At 71.5% G+C, this 14,280-nt stretch carries 11 protein-coding genes and 1 pseudogene; 6 read left to right on the top strand and 6 right to left on the bottom strand.

Going from position 1 to position 14,280, the window contains the following annotated elements; genetic code table 11:
- Positions 1 to 19: 19 nt before the first annotated feature.
- From ABZ441_RS16660 to ABZ441_RS16650, 3 genes are all read right to left on the bottom strand, one after another.
- Positions 20 to 1,363, bottom strand: a complete 1,344-nt coding sequence (locus tag ABZ441_RS16660; RefSeq protein ID WP_358973844.1) for a M20/M25/M40 family metallo-hydrolase — start codon at positions 1,361 to 1,363, stop codon at positions 20 to 22.
- Positions 1,356 to 2,189 (bottom strand): M55 family metallopeptidase, encoded by an 834-nt coding sequence (locus ABZ441_RS16655; protein WP_358973910.1) that lies wholly within the window; start codon positions 2,187 to 2,189, stop codon positions 1,356 to 1,358. Before ABZ441_RS16655 ends, ABZ441_RS16660 begins: the two co-directional genes overlap by 8 nt.
- A 274-nt stretch (positions 2,190 to 2,463) precedes the next feature.
- Positions 2,464 to 3,465, bottom strand: a complete 1,002-nt coding sequence (locus ABZ441_RS16650; RefSeq protein ID WP_358973842.1) for an aldo/keto reductase — start codon at positions 3,463 to 3,465, stop codon at positions 2,464 to 2,466.
- A gap of 123 nt (positions 3,466 to 3,588) precedes the next feature.
- Between ABZ441_RS16650 and ABZ441_RS16645 the strand changes: the two genes are divergently transcribed.
- Both ABZ441_RS16645 and ABZ441_RS16640 read left to right on the top strand, forming a co-directional pair.
- The gene (locus ABZ441_RS16645; RefSeq protein WP_358973839.1) at positions 3,589 to 4,485 is read left to right on the top strand and encodes a LysR family transcriptional regulator; all 897 of its coding nucleotides are present in this window, start codon (positions 3,589 to 3,591) and stop codon (positions 4,483 to 4,485) included.
- 215 nt (positions 4,486 to 4,700) lie between these two features.
- Positions 4,701 to 4,817: pseudogene (locus ABZ441_RS16640) on the top strand (acyltransferase); the annotation flags it as partial.
- Between the two features lie 53 nt (positions 4,818 to 4,870).
- On the opposite strand, the gene ABZ441_RS16635 reads toward ABZ441_RS16640, so the two are convergent.
- Positions 4,871 to 7,327, bottom strand: coding sequence for an MFS transporter (locus tag ABZ441_RS16635; RefSeq protein WP_358973837.1), 2,457 nt, complete (start codon positions 7,325 to 7,327; stop codon positions 4,871 to 4,873).
- 199 nt (positions 7,328 to 7,526) lie between these two features.
- The gene (locus ABZ441_RS16630; protein ID WP_358973834.1) at positions 7,527 to 7,970 is read right to left on the bottom strand and encodes an SRPBCC family protein; all 444 of its coding nucleotides are present in this window, start codon (positions 7,968 to 7,970) and stop codon (positions 7,527 to 7,529) included.
- Positions 7,971 to 8,118: 148 nt separating this feature from the next.
- Between ABZ441_RS16630 and ABZ441_RS16625 the strand changes: the two genes are divergently transcribed.
- From ABZ441_RS16625 to ABZ441_RS16615, 3 genes are all read left to right on the top strand, one after another.
- On the top strand, positions 8,119 to 9,162 hold the full coding sequence (locus ABZ441_RS16625) for an Rv2578c family radical SAM protein (protein ID WP_358973831.1): 1,044 nt from the start codon (positions 8,119 to 8,121) through the stop codon (positions 9,160 to 9,162).
- 126 nt (positions 9,163 to 9,288) lie between these two features.
- Positions 9,289 to 10,893, top strand: a complete 1,605-nt coding sequence (locus ABZ441_RS16620) for an alpha/beta hydrolase (protein WP_358973828.1) — start codon at positions 9,289 to 9,291, stop codon at positions 10,891 to 10,893.
- A gap of 47 nt (positions 10,894 to 10,940) precedes the next feature.
- Positions 10,941 to 11,516: a GNAT family N-acetyltransferase gene (locus ABZ441_RS16615; RefSeq protein WP_358973825.1), complete on the top strand. Its 576-nt coding sequence runs from the start codon at positions 10,941 to 10,943 to the stop codon at positions 11,514 to 11,516.
- Here the strand turns inward: ABZ441_RS16615 and ABZ441_RS16610 are convergent.
- Positions 11,494 to 12,066, bottom strand: coding sequence for an adenylosuccinate lyase (locus ABZ441_RS16610; RefSeq protein ID WP_358973821.1), 573 nt, complete (start codon positions 12,064 to 12,066; stop codon positions 11,494 to 11,496). The two genes, ABZ441_RS16615 and ABZ441_RS16610, sit on opposite strands and share 23 nt — an antisense overlap.
- Positions 12,067 to 12,409: 343 nt before the next feature.
- Between ABZ441_RS16610 and ABZ441_RS16605 the strand changes: the two genes are divergently transcribed.
- Positions 12,410 to 14,191 carry a 3-hydroxybutyryl-CoA dehydrogenase gene (locus tag ABZ441_RS16605; RefSeq protein ID WP_358973818.1) on the top strand — a complete coding sequence of 594 codons (1,782 nt, stop codon included), beginning with the start codon at positions 12,410 to 12,412 and terminating at the stop codon, positions 14,189 to 14,191.
- Positions 14,192 to 14,280: the final 89 nt, after the last annotated feature.

Here is a 14,280-nt window from a genome sequence, read left to right as displayed (position 1 = left end):
GCGGTGCTTCCGGCGTTCGTCAGGCGGTGCGCAGGAAGTGGTCCAGGACCCGGACACCGAAGTGCAGGGCTTCGACGGGTACCCGCTCGTCGACACCGTGGAACAGCGCCTGGTAGTCGAAGCCGACGGGCAGCTTCAGCGGTGAGTAGCCGTATCCGGTGATGCCGAGCCGGGAGAACTGCTTGGCGTCCGTGCCGCCGGACATGCAGTAGGGGACGACGTGGGCGTCCGGGTCGAACAGCTCGATGGCCGCGCGCATCTTCGCGTACGTCGGTGAGTCGACCGGGGCCTGCAGAGCCACCTCACGGTGCTGGAACTCCCAGTCGACGCCGGGGCCCGTCAGTCGGTCCAGGGTCTCGCGGAACTCCTCCTCCCCGCCGGGCACCACGCGTCCGTCGATCTGGGCGGTGGCGTGGCCGGGGATCACGTTGACCTTGTAACCGGCGTCCAGCATCGTCGGGTTGGTGCTGTTGCGCACGGTCGGCTCGACCAGGGCCGCGGCCGGGCCGAGCTTTCCGAGGAGCTCGTCCACGTCGAAGCCGGGGGCTTCGGTGTCGACGCGGATGTGATGCAGCGCGGCGATCTCGGTGAGGGCGGCGCGCACCGTCGGGGTCAGCCGTACCGGCCACTCGTGGGCACCGATCCGGGCGACGGCGGCGGCGAGCCTGCTGACGGCGTTGGCCTTGTTGACCTTGGAACCGTGCCCGGCCTTGCCCTCGGCGGTCAGCTTGAGCCAGCCCGTTCCGCGCTCGCCCGCGGCGATGGGGTAGAGCGCCATGCCGGGGCCGGCGTGGAAGGTGAACGCCCCGGACTCGCTGATGCCCTCCGTGCAGCCGTCGAACAGCCCGGCGTGCCGGTCGGCGAGGAATCCGGCTCCGTCGTCGGCACTCGCCTCCTCGTCGGCCGTATAGGCGATGACGATGTCGCGGCGCGGTCGTACGCCCGCGCGCGCCCAGGCCCGGACCACGGAGAGGACCATCGCGTCCATGTTCTTCATGTCGATGGCCCCGCGTCCCCACACGACGCCGTCGCGCACCTCGCCGGAGAAGGGGTGCACCGTCCAGTCGTCGGCCACGGCGGGCACCACGTCGAGGTGACCGTGTACGAGGAGGGCGTCGGCAGAGGGGTCGGTTCCCTCGATCCGGGCCACGACGTTCGTCCGTCCCGGGGTGCGCTCCAGGAGGACGGGCTCCAGCCCGGCCCCGGCGAGCCGCTCGGCGACGTATTCGGCGGCGGGGCGCTCGCGGCAGCTCCCGTCGCCGCTGTTGGTCGTGTCGATGCGGATCAGCTCGGAGGTGAACGTCACCGCCTCCGAGAGCGCCTGCTCGTCGACCGACCCGGTGGGCCTGCTGTCCTCAGCCATACTGTTCCTCCACGGCGGCCGACACGATCGTCGTCACCGCCTTGAACGTCCGAATACCTTCGTACATGGTCCCGCTGGTGTAGGCGACGCGCCGCTCGCCGCTCGGCGCCACACCGGGGACCACGGTCGCGGCGGACGCCAGATGCTCGGCGTCGAACTCCAGCTCCACTTCGTAGGTGCCGCCTGTCACGGGTGCCCGGCGCCCGGCGAGCGCGGTCGCACCGGCGGCGGCCGCCCTGATGTCGGCGGCTGTACGGGCCGGGGTGCGGCAGACGGCGGCGTAGCGCGAGACGTAGTCCTTCACCGCGACCGTGCGCGCCTCCGGGGCGTAGCCGTGTGCGTCCACACAGGTCAGGTCGTCGCCGGTGACCAGGATGACGGGGACGCCGTACTCCGCCGCGACATGGGCGTTGAGCAGCCCCTCACTGGCACGGACCCCGTTCAGCCAGACGCCGGTGATGGAGTTCGCGAGGTAGGTGTGGGCGAGCACGCCCTCGGTGCCGGCGCCCGTGTGGTAGCCGATGAACGCCACGGCGTCGACGTCGCCGTGCTGGATGCCCTCGACCATGGAGAGGGACTTGTGCTTGCCCGTGAGCATCTGGACGCGGTCGTCGAGCCGTTCCAGGAGCAGATTGCGCATGGTCCAGTGGGCCTCGTTGACGAGGACCTCGTCGGCACCCCCGTCGTAGAAACCGAGTGCCGCGGCATTCACGTCGGAGGTGAAGAACGAACGGCACCGCTCCCACTGCGGGGTGCCCGGCAGCACATCGGCCGGCCAGGTCACTCCGGTGGCGCCTTCCATGTCGGCGCTGACGAGGATCTTCACGCTCACCGCTCCCTTACTCGCAGGTCAACCCTATGGGATGCCCTGCCGGCGTCCCCTCCCGGCATCGGCCCCCGCCACTCTCGGACAGATCCTGGACGCTGTCCAGTTCCCTTCGCCGGGAGTTCAGCGGCGGCGGGGCCGCGCACGGCAGGGGGCCGCCCGTCCGGTCCGGCGAGGACATCGGCGGGCGGCCCGAGCGCGGCGGTCGGTTCCTGGCACGCGGCTCCGGCACGGGCGACCGCACACGGCACCGTCGCGGGGCGACCGCGGGCCGTCAGCCCCGGGCCGTGCCCTTGACCAGCTCGTCGATCCGCGCGAGCTCGTCCTCGCCGAACTCCAGGTTGCGGACCGTCGCCACGCTGTTCTCCAGCTGGCTGACGCTGCTGGCGCCGACGACGGCGGAGGTGACCCGGCCTCCGCGCAGCACCCAGGCGAGCGCCATCTGGGCGAGCGACTGTCCGCGCCCCAGTGCCAGGTCGTTCAGCGCGCCCAGTCGGCTCACCAGGTCCGGGGTGACCGCCTCGGCCGACAGGAAGGGGCTGCTCCCCGCCGCACGCGATCCGTCCGGGATGCCGTGCAGGTAGCGGTCGGAGAGGATGCCCTGCTCCAGTGGGGAGTACGCGATGGAGCCGGTGCCGAGCTCGTCCAGAACGTCCAGCAGTCCGTCCTCGACCCAGCGGTCGAGCATGGAGTAGCGCGGCTGGTGGATGAGGAGCGGGGTGCCGAGCTCGTTCAGGATGCGGGCGGCTTCGCGGGTCTGCTCCGCGGAGTAGTTGGAGACGCCTGCGTAGAGCGCCTTGCCCTGGCGGACCGCTGTGTCGAGCGCGCCCATCGTCTCCTCGAGCGGGGTGTCGGGGTCGAAGCGGTGGGAGTAGAAGACGTCGACGTAGTCGAGGCCGAGCCGGTCGAGGCTCTGGTCCAGCGAGGAGCGCAGGTTCTTGCGGGAGCCCCACTCCCCGTACGGGCCCTCCCACATGTGGTAGCCCGCCTTGGTGGAGACGACGATCTCGTCGCGGAGTCCGGCGAAGTCCGTCCTCAGGGCCCGGCCCATGGCGGTCTCGGCGGAGCCGGGCGGCGGGCCGTAGTTGTTGGCGAGGTCGAAGTGGGTGATGCCGAGGTCGAAGGCCCGGCGCAGGATCGCACCCTGGCTCTCGGGGGTCCGGTCGCCTCCGAAGTTGTGCCAGAGCCCGAGGGACAGCGCGGGGAGCAGCAGGCCGCTGCGTCCGGTGCGCCGGTAGGGCATGGCGGTGTAACGGTCGGCGGACGGAAGGTACATACGAGCACTCCACGGGGCGCGGCACAGCGCGCCAGGTCTGGTGCGCGCCCCAAGCCTGGCGGAGAACGATCCAGCGGTCCAACAGGAGATTCCGCTGAGATTCATCGGTTAGATTGCTCAATCATGGAACTGCGTCAGCTGGAGCACTTCGTCGCCGTCGCCGAGGAGCAGCACTTCACCCGCGCGGCCGAGCGTCTGGCCGTGTCCCAGTCCGGGCTGTCCGCGTCCGTCCGGGCGCTGGAGCACGAGTTGAAGACGCCGCTGTTCAGTCGCACGACGCGCACGGTCCGGCTCACCGAGGCGGGGTCGGCCCTGCTGGTGGAGGCGGAGCGCACCCTGGCGGGTGCCAGGGCGGCGCGGGACGCCGTCGACGCGGTACGAGGGCTGCTGCGCGGCACGCTGACGCTGGGGGTCGAGCAGTGCGTGGCCGGGGTCAGCACGGCGCGGCTGCTCGCGGCCTTCCACCGGGAGCACCCGCACATGGAGATCCGGCTGCGGCAGGAGGGCACCTCCAGCCTGCTGGAAGGGGTGGCGGGAGGACGGCTGGACCTCGCGTTCGCCGCGACCGTGAGTCCGCCCGAGTGGCGGGGCGAACTCGTACCGCTGGCCCGGGAGCCCATGGTCGTCCTGTGCGCCCCCGGCCACCGGTTCGCCCGGGAAGGCGCGCGGGTGGCCTGGGGCGATCTGCGCGGTGAGTCGTTCATCGACTTCCACCCGGACTGGGGGCCCCGGCGCGCCGCGGACGAGGCGTTCGCCGCGGCCGGGGTCCGCCGCAGCACGGTGGCCCTCGAGGTCAACGACGTGCACAGCCTGTTGGAGCTCGTGCACGAGGGCCTCGGGATCGCGGTGGTGCCGCATCACTTCTCCCGCAAGCCGGAGGCGCGGGACCTGGTCGCCGTCGAGCTCGGGGGGACGCGGAGGCCGGTCTACGAGAGCGTCGTGGTGCTCCCGCCGGCCCGGGCCATGAGCCCGGGGGCGAAGGCGCTGATGGCACTGGTCCGGGAGACCCCGCCGCGCTGAGCCCGCCCGGCCGACGCTCAGCCGCTCGGCGCTTCGGCGGGCGCCCCCGCGTCCTGGTCCGCTCCACTGCAGCTGTCCGAGGCTGTGGAGGTGTCCTCCTCCGAGGCGCACTCCCGGTCGCGGAAGGCCGCCCACAGGGAGAGCGCGCCGACCCCCCGGCGGGTGGCGAAGGAACGCAGTGAGGCGGCGTCATCGAGGGTGAACGTCTCCCCCGCCTGGACAGCCTGTCGGTGCAGTTCGGCGTCGCGTGGGTGCTGATCTCCGCTGCGGTGGCGTGCCTCGGCTGGGTCGAGGACGTCGCGGCGGGACGGAGGCCCCGTCTGCTGCCGTGAGTACAGGGGGTGTGCGGGATGCTCCGCACACCCCCTGTCCGGCTGACCGGCCGTCAGTCCTCGTGCCCCAGCTGGAGGTCGCGTTCGGTCCGTCCTCCTCCGGGGAGTTGGAGCACGGTGGCGACCGGCGGGTAGCCGGCGGCGATCACGGTGTACTCACCGGTCGACAGGTCCACGAAGCGGAACGCCCCGTCGGAGCCGGTGGTGAGGGTGTCGACGACGTTGCCCGCCGCGTCCAGAAGCGTGACCCTGGCGTCCTCGACGGCGCGTCCGCCGGGTGCGCGCACGATCCCGCGCAGCACCGCGCCGCCCGCCAGCTCGATGTCCTGCCTGGTCTCCCGGGCCGCCTGCACGCTGACCGGGAGGGCGGCGGGACGGAAGGCCGGGGCGCTGGCCGCCAGGGTGTACTCACCGGCAACCAGCTCGCTGATGACGTAGGCGCCTTCGCGTCCGGTCCGGGTGGTCGCCACGACTTCCCCCCGTACGTCGGTGAGGGTGACCGCGGCGTCGCTGACGGGGGCACCGTCGGGGGTGAGTACCGCGCCGGCGAGCCGCCCGGCCCCGCCCAGGACCACGTCGAGCTCCACCGGCCGGTCGCTGACCGTGACGCTGACGGCCTGCGGCTGGTGTCCGCCCGCGGCGGCGATCAGCACATAGGCACCGGCCCCGGGCGCACTCAGTGCGTACCGCCCGTCCCCGCCGCTCGCCCCGCGCCCGACCTGGCGTCCCTGGACGTCGATGAGAGTGAGCGCGGCCCTCCCCACCTCCGTGCCGTCGGGGTGCTGGACAGATCCGCAGACCGGGACCCCTGAAAGGGGACCGGGCTGCGGCGGGCCGGGGTCGGTGCGGGCCGCGGGGATCGTGGAGTGCGCCACGGTCGGGTCGGTGGCCGTCTGCGGAGTGTGGTGGGACACCAGCGGTTTCTCCTTGAGGAAGAAGGCGAGGAACAGGCCGAGCAGAAGCACCGGCACCAGGTAGAGGAAGATCCGTGGCATCGCGTCGGCGTACGCCTGGATGTAGGCGTCGCGCAGCGCCGGCTCCATGGCGTGGACCAGCTGCGGGGTGATCGACTCAGGATCGGGAAGGTCGGCACCGGAGGGAAGCCGCACCCCGAGCGCGTCCGCGAGCCGCCCCGCGAACAGGGTGCCGAAGATCGCGGCGCCGACGCTGCCGCCGATCTGCCGGAAGTAGTTGTGGGCGCTGGTGGCGGTGCCGAGGTCGGAGGGACGTACGGAGTTCTGCACGGCCAGGACCAGGACGGACATGACGAGGCCGATCCCGATGCCCAGGACCGCCTGCCAGATGCCGTACTCCAGCGCCGAGGTGTTGGTGTCGAGCAGGGAGAGCAGCCACATGCCGACGGCCGAGACCGCTCCGCCCACCAGTGGATAGACCCGGTAGCGGCCGGTGCGCGAGACCAGCTGTCCGGAGACGACGGAGGCGATGACGATGCCGCCCATCATGGGCAGCATCAGCAGCCCCGACTCGGTGGCGGACACACCCTCGACCATCTGGAGGTAGGTCGGCAGATAGCTGGCGGCCCCGAAGAGCGCGACTCCGACGACCGCGCCCACGAGCGAGGTGACGTTGAAGACCGAGTCGCGGAACAGCCGCAGCGGGATGACGGGTTCGGCGGCGCGGTGCTCGACGACGAGGAAGAGCAGGGTCGTTCCGGCGGCTCCGGCGGCGAGTCCCAGGATGGTGCGCGAACCCCAGGCGTACTCCGTACCGCCCCAGCTGGTGAGCAGCACCAGGCAGGTCGACGCGGCGGCGAGCAGCAGCGCCCCCAGCACGTCGAGGCGGGGGCGGACCGCCGGCTTGGGCAGCTTGAGTACGACCGCGATGACGGCCAGGGTGACGATGCCGAACGGCACGTTGACGTAGAAGCACCAGCGCCAGGAGGCGTGGTCGGTGAAGAAACCGCCGAGGAGCGGCCCCGCGACGGAGGCGAGGCCGAAGACGGCCCCGATGAGGCCCATGTAGCGACCCCGTTCCCTCGCCGGGACGATGTCGGCGATGATCGCCTGCACCCCGATCATGAGGCCGCCGCCGCCGATGCCCTGGACGGCCCGGAAGGCGATGAGTTCGTCCATGGTGCGCGACCAGCCCGCGAGGGCGGAGCCGATGACGAAGATGATGATGGCGAACTGGAAGACGCCCTTGCGGCCGAAGAGGTCGCCGAGCTTCCCGTAGATCGGCAGGCCGATCGTGGAGGCGAGCAGATAGGCGGTGACCGCCCAGGACATCTTGTCCAGCCCGTGCAGCTCACCGACGATCTTCGGCAGAGCGGTGGCGACGATCATCTGGTCGAGCGCCGCGAGCAGCAGGGTGAGCATCAGCCCGAGGAAGACCAGCCGAACCCTGCGGGGGCTGATCTCGTCCGGCGGCGCGGCCGGTCCGGCGACGGACGGGGGCGGGGGCGGCTCGGCCTGCACCGGGGTACCGGGCCCGGGTGGCCCGTACCCTGTGTCTCCCGGCTCGTCCTTCACCAGAGTGATCCCACCCACCACGTGACGCTCCCCTCATCGCAGCTGCGCCGCCCATTTCTCGCATCAGGTGGCAAGGCGGGGCAAACGCGAAGAGGCGCGCGCACGGCGCACGCAGAGGGCTTATGCGCCGGTGGGAGGCACTACGGCGCGCAACCGGCCACCCGGGAAAACCACCCGTTCCGGTGAGGCCGGCCGCACGCCAACAGCAGGGGGCGCAGGCTTACTTCTCGACCTCGGCAGCGAGGTTCTGCAGCACTTCGTCGTAGATCCGGCCGAGTCCCTTGGGCGCGAAGGTCTTCTCGAAGAACCCGCCGATGCCGCCGGCGCCGTTCCATACGGTGGTGACGACGGCCCTGGACTTACCCTCACCCGCCGGGGTGACGGTCCAGGTGGTGACCATCGAGGAGTTGCGGTCCTTCTCGATCAGCTGCCCGTCGGTGGGCTCGGTGACCTCGAGCAGACAGTCACGGACCCGCTTGCTCGTGGCCTGGAGCTTCCAGTGAACGAGGGTGCCTTCGCCGTCTCCGCCCTCACGCACCTCGTACTCACTGAAGTGGCCGGTGAGCACCTTGCCCCGGACCTCCTTGTAGTCGGCCAGCGCATCGAACACCGTCTCTGCGTCCGCCGCGATGATCCGCTCTGTCGTGGCCTCGACCTGCGCCATGCCTGCTCCTCCAGCACTCGGTTGTTCGGGGTGCTGCTGAGCCAACCACCTCGGGTACGGCCCCTCAAAATCGGGTCCGGCGCTCCGCCGCGCACGATCAAGGGAACATATGTTCTATTCTCTGCTGAGTGCTACCGAGGAGGCGTGCATGCGCTGGGACAATCTGGCAGAGAACACCGCAAAACCGGGTGAGGGCGCGCTCTTCGCCGCGGACGCGGTGACGACGCGCACCTTCGACACCCCGGAATTCAAGGGGATCACCTTCCACGAGATCCGGGCCCGCTCGATCGTGAACCGGGTACCGGGGGCCTCCCGGATGCCGTTCGAATGGACCGTGAACCCGTACCGGGGCTGCTCCCATGCGTGCGTGTACTGCTTCGCACGCAAGACCCACACCTATCTGGACCTGGACACCGGCCTCGGTTTCGACTCCCAGATCGTCGTGAAGGTCAACGCTCCCGAACTGCTGAGCCGGCAGCTGGCCTCCCCTCAGTGGGAGGGCCAGCACATCGCGATGGGCACGAACGTCGACTGCTACCAGCGGGCCGAAGGCCGCTACCGGCTGATGCCCGGCATCATCACGGCCCTCCGCGACCACGCGAACCCCTTCTCCATCCTCACGAAGGGCACCCTGATCCTGCGCGACCTCGACCTCTTGCGGCAGGCCGCCGAGGTCACCGAGGTGGGCGTCTCCGTCTCCGTGGGATTCACCGACCCCGAGCTGTGGCGCACGGTCGAGCCGGGCACTCCCTCCCCCGAGCGCCGGCTGGACGTCGTCCGCGCCATGACGGACGGCGGGATCGGCTGCGGGGTACTGATGGCCCCGGTCATCCCTTTCCTCGGTGACCACCCCGATCAGCTACGCGCCACGGTCCGCGCCGTGGCCGCCGCCGGGGCGACCTCGGTCACGCCGCTCGTCCTGCACCTGCGGCCCGGCGCCCGCGAGTGGTTCATGCAGTGGCTCGCACAGCACCACCCGCACCTGGTGCACCGGTACGAGCGGATGTACGCCGACGGGGCGTACGCGCCGACCTGGTACCAGCGGGGCATCACCCGCCGGGTGCACGAGCTCGCGGCCGAGTTCGGCATCGGCCCGGCCGACGGCCGCGGCGCCCACCGCACCGCCCGCGACGCCCCGGCGTCCCTCCCGGACGCTCCCGCGACGGGCCCCACCCAGCTGTCGCTGCTCTGACCGCGGCGACCCCCTCACCGAACGGGTCAACTCTGGACGACATGTGTCCTTCGGCATCCGGATCCGGGAAGCATGCGGCCGGGGCTGTGCCACCCACAGCCGCTACGCCCGACCACGGGAGGCCGTATGACGAAACGTGCAGGAATTCTGGTCGCCGTCGGCGCCGCGGTCGCGGGCCTGGTGACCGCCGCGCCGTCCACCGCGTCCGCACCGCCCGCACCGGCCACCGGGACGGACACGGTGACACCACGCGTCGCCGCGCCGCTCAGGTGGACCGGCTGCGGGACGAAGGCGTATCCGACCTTGCAGTGCTCGACCGTCCGCGCGCCGCTGGACCATGACAACCCGTCGGGCAGGCCGGTCACCCTCGCCCTCTCCCGGATCCCGCACACGGCGAAGACGTCGCAGGGGCCGCTGCTGGTCAACCCCGGCGGCCCGGGCGGCAGCGGGCTCTCGATGGCGGGATTCGTGGCGTCCTCGCTGCCCGCGAAGCTCGCCGCGCAGTACGACGTGATCGGGTTCGACCCGCGCGGGGTCGGGAAGAGCACCCCAGCCCTGAACTGCGTGCCGAAGTACTTCGACCCCGTACGTCCCGACTCCGTGCCGGACTCCTACGAGGCGGAGCGGACCGCGCGCGACCGGGCCGCGTCCTTCGCGGCTGCGTGCGGCGAGAAGCACGGCGACCTGCTGCCGTACATGGACACCGTCAGCGCCGCGAAGGACCTCGACGTCATCCGCCGGGCTTTGGGCGCCCGGCAGGTCAACTACTTCGGATACTCCTACGGCACGTATCTGGGCGCGGTCTACGCCAAGCTGTTCCCCGAGCGCGTACGCCGCCTCGTGCTGGACTCGGTCGTCGACCCGGACGGCGTCTGGTACGAGGACAACCTCGGCCAGGACCACGCGTTCGACGCCCGCCACAAGGCCTTCGCGGCGTGGGTCGCGAAGAACGACGCGACGTACGGCCTCGGCAAGGACCCCGCCGGGGTGGAGGCCGCCTGGTACGGGATGCGCGACGCGGTGAAGAAGCACCCCGCCGCCGGCAGGGTCGGGCCGGGCGAGCTCGAGGACACCTTCATGCCCGGCGGTTACTACAACGGCTACTGGCCGCGACTCGCCGAGGCGTTCGCGGCGTACGTGAACGACAAGGACCAGGACGCGCTCGCCACCGCGTACGAGGACTTCGCCGCAGTCGACAAGGCCGGCGAGAACGGTTACTCCGTCTACACGGCCGTACAGTGCCGGGACGCCGGCTGGCCCCGGACGTGGAGCACCTGGCGCAACGACACCTGGCAGGCGCACCGCAAGTCGCCCTTCATGACCTGGAACAACACCTGGTACAACGCCCCGTGCGCCACCTGGCCGGTGGAGCCGCTGGAGCCCGTGCGGGTCACCAACGACCGGATCCCACCGGCGCTGATCTTCCAGGCCACCGACGACGCGGCCACGCCCTACGAGGGCGGCGTGACCATGAGCCGCAGGCTCAAGGGCTCCGGCCTCGTGGTCGAGCAGGGCGGCGGCAACCACGGCATCACCCTGAGCGGCAACGACTGTCTGGACGCCCACCTGGTGGACTACCTCACCGACGGCACCCTCCCGAAGGGCGGTGGCAGCGGGGGCGCGGACGTGGTCTGCGACGCCCTGCCGGAACCGAAGCCCGCACCCGCCACGAAGGCGGGCGCGAACCTGAAGGGCAGGACGCTGCACGGCCTGCTCGGCTTCCGCGGCTGAACCGCAGCTGAGAAATACCGGGCCCCGCACCGGGGGCGTACGCCAGGATGGGCCGCGTGACCACTCGGCCCGATCCCGCGTACGCCCCCGGCCTACGCATACGCGACATGACGCTCGACGACTGCGCCGCCGTGGCGGACATCCGGGTGCGCGGCTGGCGGCACGCGTACGCGGGTCTGATCCCTCAGGGATACCTGGACGCGATGGACGTCGCCCGGGACGCCGAACGCCGACGCACGTACCTCGCGGCGGAAGGCGGCCCGGTGAACCTGGTGGCCGAGGCCCCGGACGCCACCACCGTGACCGGCTGGGCCTGTTACGGCCCGTGCCGCGACGAGGACGCCCTGCCCGGCAGCGCGGAGCTGTACGCGCTCTACGTACACCCGGACCGTACGGGTACGGGCACCGGACGCGCACTGCTGGCCGAGGTGACTGCGCGCGCACGGGCGGACGGATACGCCGGGATGTCGCTCTGGGTACTGAAGGAGAACGTGCGGGCCCGGCGCTTCTACGAGCGGGCAGGGTTCGGGCCGGACGGTACGGAGGAGCCCTTCGAGGCGGGAGGTGCCGTGGTGCCGGAGGTCCGGTACGTCCGTGCCATCACCCCGCCGGCAGCCGCCTGAGCGCATCCGCCGCCGCCGTGCCGAGCCGCGGGTGCGGCAGCGCCGCCTCCAGGACCGTGCGGGCCCCGTCGTCCCCCAGGCTTCCCAGCCCCTCGACGCACGCGAGCGCCACGCGCCAGTGCGGTTCGTCGGGGGTCAGCAGCCGGTGCAGGGTGCTGACCAGGGCGGGCACCGATTCGGGTGCGCGCAGGGCGGTGAGCAGCCGGACCGGGTGCAGGGCGTAGCCCGTCCGCAGGCTGTTGGTGGCGAGCGCGGCAGCCGCTCTGGGGGTCCGGGGGTCACCGAGGAGCCGGAGGGCGTGCGCGGCGGACACGCAGCGCTCCGGATCGCGGTGGTTGAGGAAAAGGACCAGTGCCTCGAAGGCCCGGCGGTCGCCACGGCAGCCGAGCCGGAACGCCGCGATCTCGCGGGCCCAGAGAGGGCGTTCAGGCTCCACGAGGACCCGGGCCAGCTCTTCGTCGTCCTCGGTGCCGAGCAGCCTGCGGAAGGCCTCGGACCCACCTGCCTCGTCGCCGAGCCTGTCCGTGAGCGAGCGGAACTCCTCATCCATGACGCTGAGTTTAGAGCGGTGGACACACCGTGGTCGACGAACTGTGTGCCAGTGCACAGGCAGCCAGGGCTGGCGCGCTCGTTACTCGCCGGTTAAGCTCAGGTGAGCGGGACACACACCCGCCGGCTCCGATGGCCTGGTGACGCAGCCATCCGGAGTGCTTGTCGGTTCGGCAGTTCGTGAGACGCGGCTCGGGACAGAGCCCGTCACCTCATCCCCGCGTGCCGTGCGCACCCGGGACCGTGCACCACGACACGTAGTTCCCGCACCCCGAGCGCCGGTCGTCTTCGACCGCGCCCTCCGCCGTGCTCCTCACAGTCGTCACTCACCCTGGAGTCCCGTGATGGACACCCCTCTCTCCACCATTGCCGTCGTCGGCCTCGGCACCATGGGCACCGGCATAGCCGAGGTCCTGGCCCGCGCGGGCCGCGAGGTCATCGGAATCGACATCAGTGAGACCGCCGCCCGCCAGGCCGTCGCCTCCCTCGAATCCTCCACGGCGCGCGCCGTGCGGCGCGAGCGGATCACCGAGCAGGAGCGGCGCGACATCCTCGCCCGGTTCCGTACGTTCTCGGACCTGCAGGCCGCCGCGGACGCGGAGCTGGTCATCGAGGTCGTGCCCGAGACGTACGAGATCAAGCAGCAGGTCTTCCGGGAGCTCGACGCCGTGGTCTCCCCCACCACGATTCTGGCGACGGGCACGAACGCCCTCTCCGTGACCCGGCTGGCCGCCGAGTCGCAGCACCCGGAACGCGTCCTCGGCCTGCACTTCTTCAATCCGGCGCCCGCCATGAAGCTCGTCGAGGTGGTCTCCTCCGTGCTGACCGCACCGCCGGCCGTGGACAGCGTCACCCGGCTCGCCCGTGAACTGGGCAAGGAGCCGGTCGCCGTCGGCGACCGTCCGGGCTTCGTCGCGGACGGCCTGCTGTTCGGCTACCTCAACCAGGCCGCGGCCATGTACGAGGCGAACTACGCCTCCCGTGAGGACATCGACGCCGCGATGAAGCTGGGCTGCGGGCTGCCGATGGGCCCTCTGGCGCTGCTCGACCTGATCGGCATCGACACGGCACGCACGGTCCTGGAGGCCATGTACTCCGCGTCCCAGGACCGGCTGCACGCCCCGGCCCCGGTGCTCGGGCAGCTGAGCGAGGCGGGCCTGACCGGCCGTAAGGCGGGCCGGGGCTTCTACACGTACGACGCCCCCGGCGGCCAGGAGGTGGTGCCGGACGCCCTGACTCCGGCGGCCGGCGCGGGCGCCGTCACCGGGCGCGAGGTGTCCTCGGTCGGCGTGGCCGGCTCGGGGACGATGGCCTCGGGCATCGCGGAGGTGTTCGCGAAGGCCGGGTACGCCGTCGTCCTGGCCGCGCGCAGCCAGGAGAAGGCGGACACGGCGAAGGCACGGATCGCCAAGTCCCTGGGCCGTTCGGTCTCCAAGGGGCGGCTGACCGAGGAGGCGCGGAACGAGACCCTCGCCCGGATCACCCCGGCGGGATCACTGGACTCCTTCGCCGACGTCGACCTCGCGGTCGAGGCGGTCGCCGAGGACCTGGACATCAAGCGGGAGCTCTTCACCACCCTGGACAAGGTCTGCAAGCCGGGCGCTGTGCTCGCGACCACCACGTCGTCGCTGCCGGTCGTGGCGATCGCCCGGGTGACCTCGCGCCCCGAGGACGTCGTCGGGATGCACTTCTTCAACCCGGCGCCCGCGATGAAGCTGGTCGAGGTGGTCCGTACGGTGCTCACCGCCGACGACGTGCACGCCACGGTCCGCGAGGTCTGTGTGAAGGTGCGCAAGCATCCGGTGGACTGCGGGGACCGGGCCGGTTTCATCGTGAACGCGCTGCTCTTCCCCTACCTCAACAACGCGATCAAGATGGTCGAGGAGCACTACGCGACGCTCGACGACATCGACGCGGCGATGAAGCTGGGCGGCGGCTACCCCATGGGGCCGTTCGAACTCCTGGACGTCGTCGGCCTGGACGTCTCCCTCGCGATCGAGAAGGTTCTGCACAGCGAGTTCCGCGACCCGGGTCTCGCCCCGGCGCCACTGCTCGAGCACCTGGTGGCCGCGGGCTGCCTCGGCCGTAAGACGGGGCGCGGCTTCCGCGAATATGCCCGCCGCTGACGCGGGGGCCGGGTGGGGCGGGTTGCTGGGCCCCTCGGGCGACCCGCCCCCACAGGCGCGCTCCCCTGCACCGATGGGTTACGTTCACC

The sequence above is a fragment of the Streptomyces sp. NPDC005752 genome (assembly GCF_040630715.1).
GTDB lineage: Bacteria > Actinomycetota > Actinomycetes > Streptomycetales > Streptomycetaceae > Streptomyces.
This window is presented reverse-complemented; position numbering and strand designations above follow the sequence as displayed.